This window comes from Rathayibacter sp. Leaf248 (assembly GCF_920939495.1).
In the GTDB taxonomy this organism is placed as follows: Bacteria; Actinomycetota; Actinomycetes; order Actinomycetales; family Microbacteriaceae; genus Rathayibacter; species Rathayibacter caricis.
Genome location: NZ_CAKLAV010000002.1, coordinates 726860 through 741992, shown reverse-complemented (window position 1 = coordinate 741992; position 15133 = coordinate 726860). Strand labels below are relative to the sequence as shown.

The window sequence follows — 15133 nt, the reverse complement described above, 5'->3', positions numbered from 1 at the left end:
AGTGATCCTGCGCGAGACCTGGGTTAGCGGCCGACTGATGGCGCGAGCGACCTCGTGCTCGAAGACCCCGGCCATGAACTCCGCATCGATTCGGGCTGCCGATGACCTGTTCAATGGCAGGGTTCCCGATGACTCACTACATACGGCAGACTCGCCACATGAACGACGACGCGCACCAGCAGGCCGAGGAAAAGAAGTGGGTCATGAGAGCCAGATACCAAGACGACGAGAGGCGGCGGCGCTCCGATCGGGAAACCGAGTCAGTTGCAGTTCCAAATCATCTATACCATTACACGACGCTCGCTGGACTTCAAGGCATCGTTGAGACCGGTGGCTTATGGGCTTCGGATGTTCGCTACATGAACGACTCGTCGGAACTGGTTTATGCTCACGAATTGATCCAAGAAGTAGTTCACTCCAAGTTCTCGGCAGTCGAAAACAATGACCTAGCTCAGATACTTGAGAAGTATGAAGACTTCGCCACAGATTTCTCCTACGAATCCAAGCCGTACATCACTTGCTTCTGCGAGACGGACGATCTCCTGTCACAATGGCGAGGCTACAGCTCGCAGGACGTAGGCGTTTCGCTCGGTTTTAACTTCCAAATGACCGCCCTGTTAGGCGATCTACCTCCGAACACCGTGCTTCGAAAAGTAGTTTACGACGAGGGTCAACAGCGCGCAGAGCTAGAGTCAATCGTAAGCACGTGGTTACAGACCACGATGGCCTTGCTCGACGAAGGCGCCGAGTTAGCCGCGCTCTTCAGTAATCCTGCAGTTATAGCGCTTCAGTCCGCCCTGAGAACAAGCCGCCTTTCATTCAAACACCCAACATTTCGAGAGGAAAATGAATGGCGCCTCATCAAGTCGATAGACACCGTCGCGGAAGTGAGTCGGCTTGAAGCCCAAAGAACGAACGCAAGTATCGCCGAGATCGGCGTCGTGCTCGGGCAGTATGGAATCGAGTTTCCCGGCCTGCCTTCAGTAACTCCACCTTTCAGAACGGAAGGTGTGGAGATCAGCTTTCGGCGATCTGCGCTTGGGCTTATTCCCTACGTCAATATGGTCATTCCAGATCGCGCTGGAGTATTTCATGGACGTTTACCGATCACCAGCGTCAGAGTCGGTCCGAGTGCGCATCCGCAACTCGCAATGGAATCAATTGCGCTGTATCTCAAGTCGAGGGGATATGGACACCACACCGACTTACTGATGTCGGGCGTTCCACTAAGGTATTAAATCCCATCTGCTGACAGCGCCTTCATAGCGAGAAGATTGAGCACACATGGGCGCGTCAAACAGCCCGCGCTTGTGACGCCTCTCCGCCCGCCGCTCGCGTCGCACGACTGCCACCCGCGCGGGCACTGCGGGAAACCGGGTTCGCCAACGCCCGCGGTGCCGAGCACCGGCCGCGTGCACAACGGGCGACCATGCAGCGACTCGCGCGCGAGACCTTGAGGATGCACATCGGCTCGACGGCGACCGAGACGACTCCCACTCCTGACGTTGCGGAGCCACAGCACGGCCGGCCAGATCCCACCGACGCCCCCCCGCCTCCGAGTGTGACGTGGGAATACCGCACCCCCACCCGCGTTGTCCTAGGCTGAACGAGATAGCACGTGCTCCGGGGTCGGTGAGAGTCCGAACCGGCGGTGACAGTCCGCGAGCGGCCGACCACTTCGGTGGGGAGCTGTTGATCCGGTGGAATTCCGGGACCGACGGTGAAAGTCCGGATGGGAGGCGCACGAGCGTCGCGCGCAAGCGCGGCGTCGAACGACGGTGCCCTCGCACCGGCGATCGAGACCCCGGAGTTCGGCGACGAACGGAAGACCGGGAATGACGATCGATTTCGAGCACGCGATGCGCAGAGCGCTCGCGATCGCGGAGCGCGGTCCCGCCCGCGGAGTGAATCCGCGCGTGGGCTGCCTCCTGCTGGCGCCCGACGGCACCGTCCTCTCCGAGGGCTGGCACCACGGAGCAGGAACCGCGCACGCCGAGGTCGATGCGCTCTCGAAGCTCGCCCCGGGCGCCGCCACCGGCGCAACGGCGATCGTCAGCCTCGAGCCGTGCGATCACACCGGCCGCACCGGTCCCTGCAGCCAGGCCCTCATCCGGGCCGGCGTCGCGCGCGTGGTCTACGCGGTCAACGACCCGGGATCCCGCTCGGGAGGCGGTGGCGACACCCTCCGAGCCGCCGGCATCGAGGTGATCGAGGGCGTCCTCGCCGACGAGGGCGAGGAGTTCCTGCACGTGTGGCTCACCGCCGCCCGCCTCCACCGTCCGTTCGTCACCCTCAAATGGGCCTCGACCCTCGACGGCCGCACCGCCGCCGCCGACGGCAGCAGCCGCTGGATCACCGGAGCCGCCGCCCGGCAGCGCGTCCACGAGCAGCGCGCCGACAGCGACGCGATCCTGGTCGGCACCGGCACCGTCCTCGCCGACGATCCGAGCCTCACCGCCCGCGGCGACGGGGGCGAGCTCCTCGAGCACCAGCCGATCCCCGTGGTCGTCGGCGAGCGTCCCGTCCCGGAGGACGCGCACGTGCTCCACCACCCGCATCCGGCCGTCCTCGAGCGCCACCACGACCTCGAGGCCGTGCTCGACCGCCTCTACCGCGCCGAGATCCGGCACGTCTACGTCGAGGGCGGGCCGACCCTCGCCTCCGCCCTGGTCGCCGCCGGCCTGGTCGACGAGTACCTGGTCTACCTCGCGCCCGCGCTGCTCGGCGGCCCCCGCCTGGCGCTCGGCGACATCGGAGTCGCGGGCATCGCCGACGCACGCCGCCTCCGCCTCCACTCCGTCGAGGTCCTCGGCGACGACCTCCTCGTGACCGCGCGCCCCGTCGCGCACCCCGCGGGCGGCGCCGGCGAACCGGCCCGCCTCCCCCACGCCCTGCAGATGGAGACCCACTGATGTTCACCGGAATCATCGAGGAGATCGGCGTCGTCACGGCGATCGAGACGGGCGCGGATGCGATCCGCCTCACGGTGCGCGGTCCGCTCGCGGTCGAGGGGGCCCGCCACGGCGACTCCATCGCGGTCTCCGGTGTGTGCCTGACCGTCGTCGACCAGACGGCCGACGGCTTCACCGCCGACGTGATGGCGCAGACGCTCCGCATGTCGACCCTCGACGGCGTCGCGGTCGGCGATCCGGTGAACCTCGAGCGCGCCGCCCTCGTGGGCGACCGGCTCGGCGGCCACATCGTGCAGGGCCACATCGACGGCACGGCGACGCTGCTGTCGATCACGCCGGGCGACGCGTGGCGCGTGCTGCGCTTCTCCCTCCCGCCCCAGGCCGCTCCGCTGGTGACCGACAAGGGCTCGATCGCGGTCGACGGAGTCTCGCTGACCGTCTCGGCCATCAGCCCCGCCGCCGAGCCGGAGCAGTGGTTCGAGGTCTCGCTCATCCCCGAGACCCTCGCCGCCACCACGCTCGGCGCCCGCGCCGTCGGCGAGCGGGTCAACATCGAGACCGACATCCTCGCCCGTCACGTCGAGCGGATGCTCGCCCTGCAGGCCGTCGCGACCCCCGCGCACGCCCTTCACGTCACCCTTCCCGGAGGTGGGGCATGAGCCTCTCCAGCATCCCCGAGGTCGTCGCCGCACTGCGCGAGGGCCGCCCGATCATCGTCGCCGACGACGAGGGCCGCGAGAACGAGGGCGACGTCATCGTCGCCGCTCAGCTCGCCACCCAGGAGACGATCGCCTGGCTGGTGCGCAACTCCTCCGGCTTCATCTGCGCACCGATGACGAACGAGATCGCCGACCGGCTCGAGCTCCCGCTCATGGTCGTCGACAACGAGGACCCGCGCGGCACGGCCTACACGCTCTCGGTCGACGCGGCCGACCGTCTCTCCACCGGCATCAGCGCCTCCGACCGCGCGCACACCCTCCGCGTCCTCGCCGATCCCGAGGCGACTCCGTCGCGGCTGCACCGCCCGGGCCACATCCTGCCGCTGCGCGCGGTGGAGGGCGGCGTGCGCGAGCGCGACGGCCACACCGAGGCGGCGGTCGACCTGATGAAGCTCGCCGGTCTCTACCCCGTCGCCGCGATCTCCGAGATCGTTGCGGAGGACGGCGAGATGATGCGCCTGCCCGGCCTGATCGCGCTCGGCGAGCGCGACGGCGTCCCCGTCACCACCGTCGCCGCGCTGATCGAGTACCTGCAGGAGTTCCACTGCGACGCCGAGGTGCCCCAGTCGGTCCCGGTTCCCGAGAGCTCCCGGGTCAGCTTCGAGGTCGAGACCACGGTCCCCACCACCCACGGCCCGTTCCGGGTCCGCGCCTACCGCGACCGCCAGACGGGAGCCGACCACGTCGCGATCGTCGCCGGCACGATCGGTGGGTCCACGTCACGGCCGCCGCTGGTCCGCGTGCACTCGGAGTGCCTGACCGGTGAGGCCTTCGGCTCGCTGAAGTGCGAGTGCGGCCCGCAGCTCGACGCGGCGCTCGACACGATCCAGCGCGACGGCGGAGTGGTCGTCTACCTCCGCGGGCACGAGGGCCGCGGCATCGGCCTGATCAACAAGCTGCGCGCCTACCGCCTGCAGGAGGACGGCCTCGACACGCTCGACGCGAACCTCGCGCTCGGCCTGCCCGCCGACGCCCGCGACTACGGCGCCGCCGTCGGGATCCTCGAGGACCTCGGCGTCCGCGACGTGCGCCTGCTGACCAACAACCCCGAGAAGGTCCGCCAGCTGACCGACCGCGGCATCACCGTCTCGGAGCGCGTGCCGCTCGTGGTCGGCGTCGGCGCGTTCAACGAGGGCTACCTCGAGACCAAGCGCGACCGCATGGGCCACGACATCGAGAACCTCGGCGACCTCGCCGATCTCGGACACCTCGACGCCGGGATCGCCGGCGCGACGACGAAGGAGTAACAGCATGGCCGGTTCCGGCGCCCCCACCACCTCCACCCCGCTCGACGGATCGGGACTGCGCGTCGTCGTCGTCGCCGGGACGTGGCACACGCAGATCTCGGACGGCCTCATCGCCGGAGCGCGCGCCGCCCTCGACGAGTCCGGCGCCTCGTGGTCGCTCGTGCGCGTCCCCGGCTCGTTCGAGCTGCCCGTCGCCGCCAAGGTCGCGCTCGACGCGGGAGCCGACGCCGTCGTCGCGCTCGGCGTGATCATCCGCGGCGGCACCCCGCACTTCGAGTACGTCTCGGACGCCGCCACCTCGGGCCTGACGACCGTCAGCATCCAGACCGGCAAGCCCGTCGGCTTCGGCGTGCTCACCCTCGACACCGAGCAGCAGGGCATCGACCGCGCCGGCCTGCCCGGCTCGAAGGAGGACAAGGGCCGCGAGGCGGCGGAGGCGGCGGTCGCGACCGCGCTGCTGCTGCGCGAGCTGCGCGGCTGAGCCCAGCCACGACCTCCAGCTGGTCCCCCGTCTGCGGGGCGCTACAGCACGAAGCTGGGTGAACACGGAGTAAAGTGGTCGGGCCGTCACGAGCGGCCCGACTCCTCCACCCCCACCGCCCCCAGGTCCGCGACGCCCGATCGACGCCTCGCCCGCCGGCACGGGGAACCCCGCCTACCGGAGCAACTCCCCTCCCATGTCTCACGCACCCGCCACCGCCGACGCTCCCTCCGCCCCGCAGAACTCCCGCGGCCGCGTCATCCTCGCGAGCCTCATCGGCACGTCGATCGAGTTCTACGACTTCTACGCCTACGCGACCGCCGCCGTCCTGGTCTTCCCCACGCTCTTCTTCGTGAACGAGGACCCGGCGACCGCGCTGCTCGCCTCCTTCGCCGTCTTCGGGGTCGCGTTCATCGCGCGCCCGATCGGCTCGATCATCTTCGGCCACTTCGGCGACCGCGTCGGCCGCAAGGGCACCCTCGTCGCCTCCCTGCTCACCATGGGCATCGCGACCTTCCTGATCGGCTGCCTCCCCACCGCGCTCACGCCCGGCTGGGAGTTCCTCGCGCCGTTCCTGCTCGTCGTGATGCGCTTCTGCCAGGGCCTCGGCCTCGGCGGCGAGTGGTCCGGAGCGGCTCTGCTCGCGACCGAGAACGCCCCCGCGAACAAGCGCGCCATCTACGGCACCTTCCCGCAGCTCGGCGCCCCGATCGGCTTCATCGTCGCGAACGTCCTGTTCCTCGTGCTCGCCACGTCCATGGACGACGAGACGTTCGCCGCCTGGGGCTGGCGCGTGCCGTTCCTGGCGAGCGCGGTCCTCGTGATCATCGGCCTCTACGTGCGCTTCAAGCTCGTCGAGACCCCCGCGTTCCAGAAGGTCGTCGAGAAGGGCGAGGTCGCGAAGCTCCCCCTCGCGCGCGTCTTCGTGACCAGCTGGCGTCCGCTGATCCTGGGCACGTTCATCATGCTCGCGACCTACGTGCTCTTCTACCTGATGACCACGTTCACGCTGACCTACGGCACCGCCGCGACCGACGGACCGGTCGCCGGCCTCGGCTACACCCGCAACGACTTCCTGATCATGCTGATCGTCGGCGTCGTCTTCTTCGGGATCTTCACGCTCGTCTCCGGCCCGCTGGCCGAGAAGTTCGGCCGCCGGAAGCTGCTCATCACGGTCACCTCGGCGATCATCGTGTTCGGCCTGCTCTTCGTGCCCCTCTTCGGCGGCGGCTTCGTCGGCGTGATGGCCGTCCTGATCCTCGGCTTCACCCTGATGGGTCTGACCTTCGGTCCGATGGGCGCGGTCCTGCCCGAGCTGTTCCCGACCAACGTCCGCTACACCGGCTCGGCGATGTCGTACAACCTCGCGTCGATCCTCGGAGCGGCCGTGGCGCCGATCATCGCGGTCGCGCTCTGGCAGGCGGCCGGCGGCAGCCCGGTGCTCGTGGGCCTCTACCTCAGCGCCGCGGGCGTCCTGACGCTCATCGCGCTGATCCTGTCCAAGGAGACCCAGCACCTCTCGTACACCGACAACGTCTCGTAGTCGGCGGCAGCGCACACACCTTCGGCCCGTCGGTTCTCCGGCGGGCCGAAGGTGTTTCCGGCACTTCCCCTCGTCAACGGATGTTGACACCACCGCCGCCTCGCGCGTAGCGTCGTCAATCGAGGTTGACGCACCGCTCTCCGGACCGACGGCGGGCTCGCAGCGACGAGGAGGCACAATGGACGACGGCACGATCGCGACCCTCGCGGGCGACGCGGCCGCGGACGATCCGCTCACGGCACTCCGGGCGATCCACCGCCTCCGCGGTGAGCTCGACCGGACCGAGGCGATCGCCGTCCGGCGGGCGCGCAACGCAGGTGCGTCGTGGCAGCTGATCGCGCTGTGCCTGGAGGTGAGCCGTCAGGCGGTCCACAAGAAGTACGGCAGGGCATGAGCGGGAACGGACGATCGATGAGCAGCAGCACCCGGAGCGCACGAGGACGACGCGGCGGTCGCGCAGCTGACGACGGGCCCCGCGCCTCCTTCTCGCAGCTCGTCCCCTACCTCCTCGAGCACCGCGGGATCCTCTCGGTCGTCGTCGTGCTGAGCCTGTTCGGCGCGGCCGCCAGCCTCGCGCAGCCTCTCGTCGTCGGCCAGGTCATCACCCGTGTGCAGGAGGGACTCGACCTCGGCCCGCTCGTGTGGGCTCTCGTCGCCCTCGTGGTCGCGTCCGGACTCATCTCGGGCTTCGCCCACTACCTGCTCCAGCGCACCGGAGAGGGCATCGTGCTCTCGAGCCGCCGCCGCCTGGTCGCACGCCTCCTGCGCCTCCCCATCCGCGAGTTCGACGCGCGCCGCACCGGCGACCTCGTCTCACGCGTCGGCTCCGACTCCACCCTGCTGCGCGCCGTGCTCACCCAGGGCCTCGTCGACTCGATCGCGGGCTCGCTCGTCTTCGTCGGCGCGATCATCGCGATGGCGATCATCGACTGGGTGCTGCTCGTCATCATCGTGGTGGTCGTCGCCGCCGCCCTCGGCCTCGCACTGACCCTCGGCCGCGGCATCCGCGTCGCGAGCCGCAAGGCGCAGGAGAAGGTGGGCGACCTCGCCGCGGCCGTCGAGCGCGCGATCAGCGCCGTCCGGACCATCCGCGCGGCCGGTGCGACCGAGCGCGAGATCGCCGTGGTCGAGGGCCACGCGACCGAGGCCTACCGCCTCGGCATCCGCGTCGCCCACGTCTCCGCTCTGGTGGTGCCCGTCGCCGGGATCGCCATGCAGGTCGCGTTCCTCGCGGTCCTCGGCGTCGGCGGCTACCGCGTCGCCTCCGGATCGATCGACATCGCGCAGCTGGTCTCGTTCATCCTGTTCCTCTTCATGATGGTGATGCCGCTGGGCAACTTCATCGGCGCGATCACCTCGGTCAACTCGGCGCTCGGCGCTCTCGGCCGCATCCAGGAGATCATCGACCTCCCCATCGAGGGAGACGGCGACGGAGCGGGCTCCGTCAGCGGTCTCGGCGCCGGAGTCGGCGAGGACGCGATCGCGTTCGAGGACGTCGTCTTCTCGTACGACGAGCAGTCGGTGCCGGCCGACGGGGCCGATCCGGCTCCGGAGGAGCGCGACCGCACCGTCCTGCGCGGCGTCTCCTTCACCGTCCCGCGCGGCAAGCGCACCGCCCTCGTCGGCCCCTCGGGCGCCGGCAAGAGCACGATCCTCGCGCTCATCGAGCGCTTCTACGACCCCGAGGCCGGAGTGGTCCGCCTCGGCGGCGTCGACATCACCGCCGTCGACCGCGACGCCCTCCGCGCCCAGATCGGCTACGTCGAGCAGGACGCCCCGGTCCTGGCCGGCACGATCCGCGAGAACCTCGTGCTCGGCCGCCCCGACGCCGACGACGCCGACTGCCTCCGCGTGCTCGAGGCCGTGAACCTCACCGACGTGCTCGAACGCAACCCGCTCGGCCTCGACGCCCCGGTGGGCGAGAGCGGAGTGATGCTGTCGGGAGGCGAGCGCCAGCGTCTCGCGATCGGCCGCGCGCTCCTCGCCGCGCCGCCCATCCTGCTCCTGGACGAGTCGACCTCGAGCCTGGACGGGCTCAACGAGCAGCGCCTGCGCCTCGCGATCGACGCCGTCGCCGAGAACCGCACGCTCCTGGTCATCGCGCACCGTCTCTCGACCGTCGTCGATTCCGATCGCATCGTCGTGCTGCAGAAGGGCGAGGTCGTCGGAGTCGGCACGCACTCCGAGCTCGTCGAGTCGACCCCGCTCTACCGCGACCTCGCGAAGCACCAGCTGCTGGTCTGACGGGCTGAGCCCGGCGGCGCGCTCAGCGCGGCGGCAGCCGCAGCGCTCCGTCGAGCCGGACGACCTCGCCGTTGAGCATCGGGTTCTCGACGATGTGCCGCACGAGGGCCGCGAACTCCGACGGGCGGCCGAGTCGAGCCGGATGCGGGGTCGCCGCACCCAGGGACGTCCGAGCGCGCTCGGGGAGCCCGGCGAGCAGGGGTGTGTCGAACGTCCCCGGCGCGATCGAGACCACCCGGATGAGCGACGCGGCCAGTTCGCGCGCGAGCGGCAGGGTGAGGGCCGCCACCGCCCCCTTCGACGCCGCGTAGGCCGCCTGCCCGATCTGGCCGTCGAACGCGGCCACCGACGACGTCGTCACGAGCACCCCGCGCTCCCCGTCGATCGGCTCCCGCTCGACGATCGACGCCGCCGCGAGCCGCAACACGTTCAGCGTGCCGACCGTGTTGACGCGCAGTACCCGCTCGATACCGTCGAGCGCGAGCGGGCCCTCCTTGCCGAGCAGCCGGCCCGGAGTCGCGATGCCCGCGCAGGTCACGGCCACCCGGAGATCGCCGGCCGCCGCCACGGCGCGGGCGACGGCGTCCGAGTCGAGGACGTCTCCGGGCACCCGGACGACGGCGTCGGGGAGATCCGCCCGCTCCAGGGCGTCCGGAAGATCGAGCACGACGACCCGCGCTCCCGCCTCGAGCAGGGCGACCGCCGTCGCCGCGCCCAGACCGGATGCGCCACCGGCCACGAGGGCGGAGAGCGAGTCGAGGCGCATCAGCCGTCCGCCGTCACGGTGCGGTGGCCGATGCCGCCAGCGCCTCGGCCGTGCACGTCGTGAAGGTCTGGTCGTACTGCTCGATGAGCCGCCTGGCGGCGACCAGCTCCTCCTCGGACACGTCGTCCGGCAGCACGGGGCGCTCGCTCAGCCCGTAGCGCGCGAGGCAGTCGGTGATGCGGCGAGCCACGGCCGCACCGACGTCGGTCGACTCGGGGTCGTCGGGGGCGGCGCTCGGAGCAGTGCCGTCGGCTCCCCCGTCCGCCGGCGCGGTGGCGGAGGGCGCGGAGGGCTCCTGTGCGTCGCCGGGGATCTCGGCGGGATCCGCCATGCACCCGGTCAGGAGCAGCGTGAGCAGAGCCGGGACGAGCAGCGCCTGAACGAGCGGAGCCGGAACGAGCGCTCCGACCGGAGCGGTCCGTCTCCGTCGCGGCGTCTGCGGCATGAGGACCTCGTTCGGGCGGGGTGGACAGGAGTGGCAGCCACGGTACCTCAGGGCTGCTGGGCCCAGGGGGCACGGCGCACATCGACGGACGGGGCGCCACCCCGTGAGCTCAGTCCGGCTCGGCCAGCGCCCACATCGCCACGGCGCTGGCCGCCGCGACGTTGAGCGAGTCGATCCCGTGCCGCATCGGGATCTGCACGGCGACGTCGGCGGCCGCCAGCGCCTGCGCGGTCAGCCCCTCCCCCTCCGTGCCGAGCACGAGAGCCACCCTCTCGGGGGCGGTGGCGGCGAACGCGCGCAGCGGCAGCGCCCCCTCCGTCAGCGCCATCGCCGCGATCGTGAAGCCGGCCCCGTGCAGGAGCGCGGCCGTCTCGTCCCAGCCGCCCACCCGCGTCCAGGGCACCTGCAGCACCGTGCCCATGCTGACCCGGATCGCGCGGCGGTAGAAGGGGTCGGAGCAGCGCGGAGTGACGAGCACGGCGTCCGCTCCGATCGCGCCGACCGAGCGGAAGATCGCGCCGACGTTGGTCGGGTCGACGACGTCCTCGAGCACGACCACCCGCCGCGCCCCGGCCAGCAGCGCCACCGGATCGGGCAGCGCCGGCCGCTCCATCGCCGCGATGAGCCCGCGGTGCAGGACGTAGCCCGTGAGCTCGGCCAGGAGCTCGCCCGGACCGGTGAAGACGGGCACGTCGAACTCCGCGACCAGACGCTCCGCCTCGTCGGCGGAGGAGCCGAGCGCCAGCACCGACCGCGGACGGTGCCCCGCCCGCAGTGCACGCTCCAGCACCAGCGCCGACTCCGCGATGTAGAGCCCCTGCGCACCCCGGGCGTTCTTCAGCGCCACATCCGTGGCGTGCGCGTAGTCGCGCAGCCGCGGATCGTCCAGGGAGGCGACCTCGACCCGTGCCACGGATCAGGCGAACGGGTCGGGGGTGAGCGTGTACTTCGTGCTGAGGTACTCGGCGATGCCCTCCGGCCCGCCCTCGCGGCCCAGCCCGGACGACTTGACGCCGCCGAACGGAGCGGCGGCGTTCGAGACGACTCCCACGTTCAGCCCCATCATGCCCGTCTGGAGGCGCTCGATCATCCGCTGGCCGCGCGCGAGGTCCCGGGTGAAGACGTACGAGACCAGCCCGAACTCGGTGTCGTTCGCGAGCCGCACGGCCTCCTCCTCGTCGCGGAACGGCACGATCGCGAGCACCGGCCCGAAGATCTCGGTGCGCAGGAGCTCGCTGCCCCGGACGACGTCCGTCAGCACCGTCGGCTCGTAGAAGTGCCCCGCACCGTCGACCGCGCGGCCACCCACGCGCACCTGAGCACCCCGCTCGACGGCATCCTGCACGAGCGCGTCGGCCTTGGCGACGGCACGGTCGTCGATGAGCGGGCCGATGCCCACACCCTCCTCGGTGCCGCGGCCCACGCGCAGGGCGCGGACCCGCTCGGTCACCCGCGTCGCGAACTCGTCGGCGATCGACTCGTGCACGAAGAAGCGGTTGGCGGCGGTGCAGGCCTGTCCGATGTTGCGGAACTTCGCCAGCATCGCACCGTCCACCGCGCGGTCGAGGTCGGCGTCCTCGAAGACCACGAAGGGGGCGTTCCCGCCCAGCTCCATCGAGGTGCGCAGGACGTTCTCGGCGGCCTGCCGCATCAGGGTCTGCCCGACCGGGGTGGAGCCGGTGAACGACACCTTCCGCAGGCGCGGATCCGAGAGGATCGGCTCCGACACGGCCGCGGCGCTCGACGTGGTGACCACGTTGACGACGCCGGCAGGGACGCCCGCCTCGGCGAGCAGCGCCGCGAAGGCGAGGGTGGTCAGCGGAGTGAGCTCCGCGGGCTTCACGACGACCGTGCAGCCCGCCGCGAGCGCCGGCGCGATCTTGCGCGTCGCCATCGCGAGCGGGAAGTTCCACGGGGTGATGAGGTAGCAGGGGCCCACCGGGTGCTGCGACACGATCATCCGTCCGGTGCCCTCCGGGTTCACGCCGTAGCGGCCCGAGATGCGCACGGCCTCCTCGCTGAACCAGCGGAGGAACTCGCCGCCGTAGGCGACCTCGCCCAGCGCCTCCGCGACCGGCTTGCCCATCTCGAGGGTCATCAGCAGGGCGAACTCGTCCTTGCGCTCCTGCAGCAGGTCGAAGGCGCGGCGGAGGATCTCGCCGCGCACCCGGGGCGCGGTCGCCGCCCACGCGGGACCGGCCTCGACCGCGGCGTCGAGTGCGCGCAGGCCGTCCTCCGGCGTCGCGTCGGCGATGGTGCGGATCACCCGGCCCGTCGCCGGGTCCTCCACGTCGATCGTCGTGCCGCCCGAAGCGTCGATCCACTCGCCTCCGATGTACAGCTGGGCGGGCGTGCGAGCGAGGAGCGACGCCTCGGTGAGAGTCGGAGTCTCGACGGAATCAGTCACGGATGCATTCTTTCTCTGCGGATCGCGGTGCTCGGGGCACTCGCGGAGGAGGATCACCCCTTCGAGGGTACTCCTCGAGGCGAGGGGGAGGACTTCGTCAGACCGACTGCTCGACGCGCACGCCCGCCTCGGCGAGCTCGCGGAGCGCGGCGGCACTCGCCTCGGCCGACACTCCTGCCACAAGGTCCTGGAGCACCCGCACCTCGAGCCCGGCCGCGCGCGCGTCGAGCGCCGACGCCCGGACGCAGTGGTCGGTCGCGAGCCCCACGACGTCGAGCTCCGTCACTCCCAGCCGCGCGAGCGTCTCGGGCAGGCCGTCGCCATCGGCGGTGACTCCCTCGAACGCGGAGTAGGAGGGACGCCCCTGGCCCTTCCAGAGGTGCACGTCGATCGCGTCCGTCCGGAGCGAGGGGTGGTAGTCGGCGCCGGGGGTGCCCGCGACGCAGTGCACGGGCCAGCTGTCGACGAAGTCCGGCTCGGGAGAGAAGTGGCCGCCGTTGTCGGAGTCGCCGTCGTGCCAGTCGCGGGAGGCGAGCACGGTCCGGTACCGCTCGGGGTTCGCCGTGAGGTACGCCGAGACGTCCTCGGCGACGCGGGCGCCGCCGTCCACCGCGAGCGCACCGCCCTCGGTGAAGTCGTTCTGCACGTCGACGATGAGGAGCGCGGTGGTCATGGGGTTCCTTCCGGAGGAGCGGGGTCGGGAGCGGGGTCGGGAGAGCGGAGTCGGGAGTGCGTGGTCAGGAGTCGGAGAGCCCGGCGCCGCAGCGGTAGAAGCCGGTGACGAGGGTGTCGATCGCGGTCTTCGCCGAGTCCGCCACGTCGCCGAGGGCGTACACGGCGAAGGTCAGGACGGTGCCGTCGGCGGCGGTGACGACTCCGGCGAGCGTGTAGCCGGTGTCGATCCAGCCGGTCTTCGCGAGCACTGCGCCATCGGCGACAGCGTTCTCACCCGCGAACCGGTCGGCGTAGGCGAGGGACCCGGTGCGGCCCGAGACCGGCAGCCCGTCGAGGACGACACCGAGGTCGCCCTCGCGCGCCTGCACCTTGCGCAGGAGCTCGGTGAAGAAGGCGGGCGCCACCGAGTTGTCGTCACTCAGACCCGACCCGTCGGCGATCACGATCCCGGTCGTGTCGACTCCGTAGCCCGCGAGACCCTGCAGGACGCCGGCCTGCTCGGCGGCGAAGGTGCTGCCGGCGCCGGTGCGGATCGCGACGAGCCGCGCCAGCATCTCGGCGATCGCGTTGTCCGAGACGAGGAGCATCTGCTGCACGAGCTCGCGGACCGGAGCGGACTCGACCGTCCCGAGGACCTCGGCGCCGGCCGGAGCGGTCCCGGTGCTGATCGACGGCGACCCGGGAAGCTCGTCCGCGAACGCCGCGCCGGCGCGCCCGACCGGGTCGGTGCCGCGCGTCGAGGTCGACGCGGTCGGATCGGCTCGGTCGCCGTCGACCTGCAGCGCCGTGATCTCGGGCATGTAGCCCTGGGTCTGCTCCTTGCGGTTCCAGGTCGGCTGCCAGGTGTCGCCGGTGAAGAACGTCGAGTCGAGGACCACCGAGGTGATCGGAGTGCCGGCGGTCCCCGGATCGGCGTCCCAGGCGCTGCGGGTCTGCTCTGCGAGATCGTCGAGGTGGGCCGCGCCGGAGTAGAACGAGCTCTGCCCGGTCGGGAGCCGGCTGAGCGTGACGTCCCCGCCGCCGACGAGCACCACGGAGCCGGGAGCCTCGCCCCGCACGACGGTCGTCGCGATGCGGGTGTCGGGGCCGAGGACGGCCAGCGCGGAGGCGGCCGTGAGGATCTTCAGCGCGCTGGCGGTGCGCGAAGGGGTCTCCCCGCCGCGGTCGAACAGCACCTGGCCGGTCGCCGCGTCGACGACCCGCGCCTGCATCGAGCCGAGGCGGGGATCCGCCGCCGCGTCCGCGACCGAGCAGGTGCGCAGAGCGGCAGCGGTGTCCGCGACCGTCGGCCGGGCGGACGGAGTGGGCGTCGGCGTCGGTTCCGGAGTGGCGGTGGTCGTCGCGACCGCCGCCGCACGGGACTCCTCGTCGCCGGCCAGCGCGGCTCCGACGCTGAACGCGCCGATCCCGAGCAGGACCGCGGCGAGGACCGCGGACACCGCGAGCAGCCACGACCGGCGGCGGGACGGGGTCGTCCGGGTCGGAGTGGTCCGGGTCGGGGTCATCCAGGACATGGTAGTCGTGGACCGTCCAGGGAACCTGGTGGAGGGAGGGGAACGGAGCCGCCTGTGGGAATCGAACCCACGACCTTCTCATTACGAGTGAGACGCTCTGCCGACTGAGCTAAGGCGGCGTGAACGAGGGCCTGGGCCCCGGACACGAGTACACAGCATATACGGTCGCGAGCCCGGCCG

The 15133-nt window shown here is 71.1% G+C and carries 14 protein-coding genes, 1 tRNA gene and 1 riboswitch; of the genes, 8 read left to right on the top strand and 7 right to left on the bottom strand.

Annotated elements, in window-relative coordinates; all coding sequences use genetic code 11:
- Positions 1–158: 158 nt before the first annotated feature.
- From LRG51_RS16495 to LRG51_RS16460, 8 genes are all read left to right on the top strand, one after another.
- On the top strand, positions 159–1238 hold the full coding sequence (locus LRG51_RS16495) for a DUF2971 domain-containing protein (RefSeq protein WP_230673723.1): 1080 nt from the start codon (positions 159–161) through the stop codon (positions 1236–1238).
- 377 nt (positions 1239–1615) lie between these two features.
- A riboswitch (FMN riboswitch) is annotated at positions 1616–1748 on the top strand.
- An 87-nt stretch (positions 1749–1835) separates the two neighbouring features.
- Positions 1836–2912, top strand: a complete 1077-nt coding sequence (gene ribD / locus LRG51_RS16490; protein ID WP_055791329.1) for a bifunctional diaminohydroxyphosphoribosylaminopyrimidine deaminase/5-amino-6-(5-phosphoribosylamino)uracil reductase RibD — start codon at positions 1836–1838, stop codon at positions 2910–2912.
- Entirely contained in the window at positions 2912–3571 is a 660-nt protein-coding gene (locus tag LRG51_RS16485; protein ID WP_230673720.1) for a riboflavin synthase, read from the top strand. Before ribD ends, LRG51_RS16485 begins: the two co-directional genes overlap by 1 nt.
- Entirely contained in the window at positions 3568–4878 is a 1311-nt protein-coding gene (gene ribA / locus LRG51_RS16480; protein ID WP_230673717.1) for a GTP cyclohydrolase II, read from the top strand. Before LRG51_RS16485 ends, ribA begins: the two co-directional genes overlap by 4 nt.
- Positions 4879–4882: 4 nt before the next feature.
- Complete coding sequence (ribH, locus tag LRG51_RS16475; RefSeq protein WP_055791321.1) at positions 4883–5359, top strand: 6,7-dimethyl-8-ribityllumazine synthase; 477 nt, start codon at positions 4883–4885, stop codon at positions 5357–5359.
- A gap of 196 nt (positions 5360–5555) precedes the next feature.
- A complete protein-coding gene (locus LRG51_RS16470) occupies positions 5556–6902 on the top strand; it encodes an MFS transporter (RefSeq protein ID WP_107575588.1) in 1347 nt (448 codons plus the stop codon).
- A 178-nt stretch (positions 6903–7080) separates the two neighbouring features.
- Complete coding sequence (locus LRG51_RS16465; protein ID WP_107575589.1) at positions 7081–7296, top strand: hypothetical protein; 216 nt, start codon at positions 7081–7083, stop codon at positions 7294–7296.
- Between the two features lie 17 nt (positions 7297–7313).
- Positions 7314–9146 carry an ABC transporter ATP-binding protein gene (locus LRG51_RS16460; protein WP_107575590.1) on the top strand — a complete coding sequence of 611 codons (1833 nt, stop codon included), beginning with the start codon at positions 7314–7316 and terminating at the stop codon, positions 9144–9146.
- Positions 9147–9168: 22 nt separating this feature from the next.
- Here the strand turns inward: LRG51_RS16460 and LRG51_RS16455 are convergent, their stop codons facing one another.
- From LRG51_RS16455 to LRG51_RS16425, 7 genes are all read right to left on the bottom strand, one after another.
- Positions 9169–9912 carry an SDR family NAD(P)-dependent oxidoreductase gene (locus LRG51_RS16455; RefSeq protein WP_230673714.1) on the bottom strand — a complete coding sequence of 248 codons (744 nt, stop codon included), beginning with the start codon at positions 9910–9912 and terminating at the stop codon, positions 9169–9171.
- A gap of 13 nt (positions 9913–9925) precedes the next feature.
- Positions 9926–10357: a hypothetical protein gene (locus LRG51_RS16450; RefSeq protein WP_230673711.1), complete on the bottom strand. Its 432-nt coding sequence runs from the start codon at positions 10355–10357 to the stop codon at positions 9926–9928.
- Positions 10358–10466: 109 nt separating this feature from the next.
- Positions 10467–11270 carry a TrmH family RNA methyltransferase gene (locus LRG51_RS16445; protein WP_230673708.1) on the bottom strand — a complete coding sequence of 268 codons (804 nt, stop codon included), beginning with the start codon at positions 11268–11270 and terminating at the stop codon, positions 10467–10469.
- 3 nt (positions 11271–11273) lie between these two features.
- Entirely contained in the window at positions 11274–12764 is a 1491-nt protein-coding gene (locus tag LRG51_RS16440; protein ID WP_055791643.1) for an NAD-dependent succinate-semialdehyde dehydrogenase, read from the bottom strand.
- A gap of 97 nt (positions 12765–12861) precedes the next feature.
- Positions 12862–13437 carry an isochorismatase family protein gene (locus LRG51_RS16435; RefSeq protein WP_230673705.1) on the bottom strand — a complete coding sequence of 192 codons (576 nt, stop codon included), beginning with the start codon at positions 13435–13437 and terminating at the stop codon, positions 12862–12864.
- A gap of 64 nt (positions 13438–13501) precedes the next feature.
- Entirely contained in the window at positions 13502–14944 is a 1443-nt protein-coding gene (gene dacB / locus LRG51_RS16430; protein WP_230673702.1) for a D-alanyl-D-alanine carboxypeptidase/D-alanyl-D-alanine endopeptidase, read from the bottom strand.
- A 55-nt stretch (positions 14945–14999) separates the two neighbouring features.
- Positions 15000–15072 (bottom strand) — tRNA-Thr (locus LRG51_RS16425).
- Positions 15073–15133: the final 61 nt, after the last annotated feature.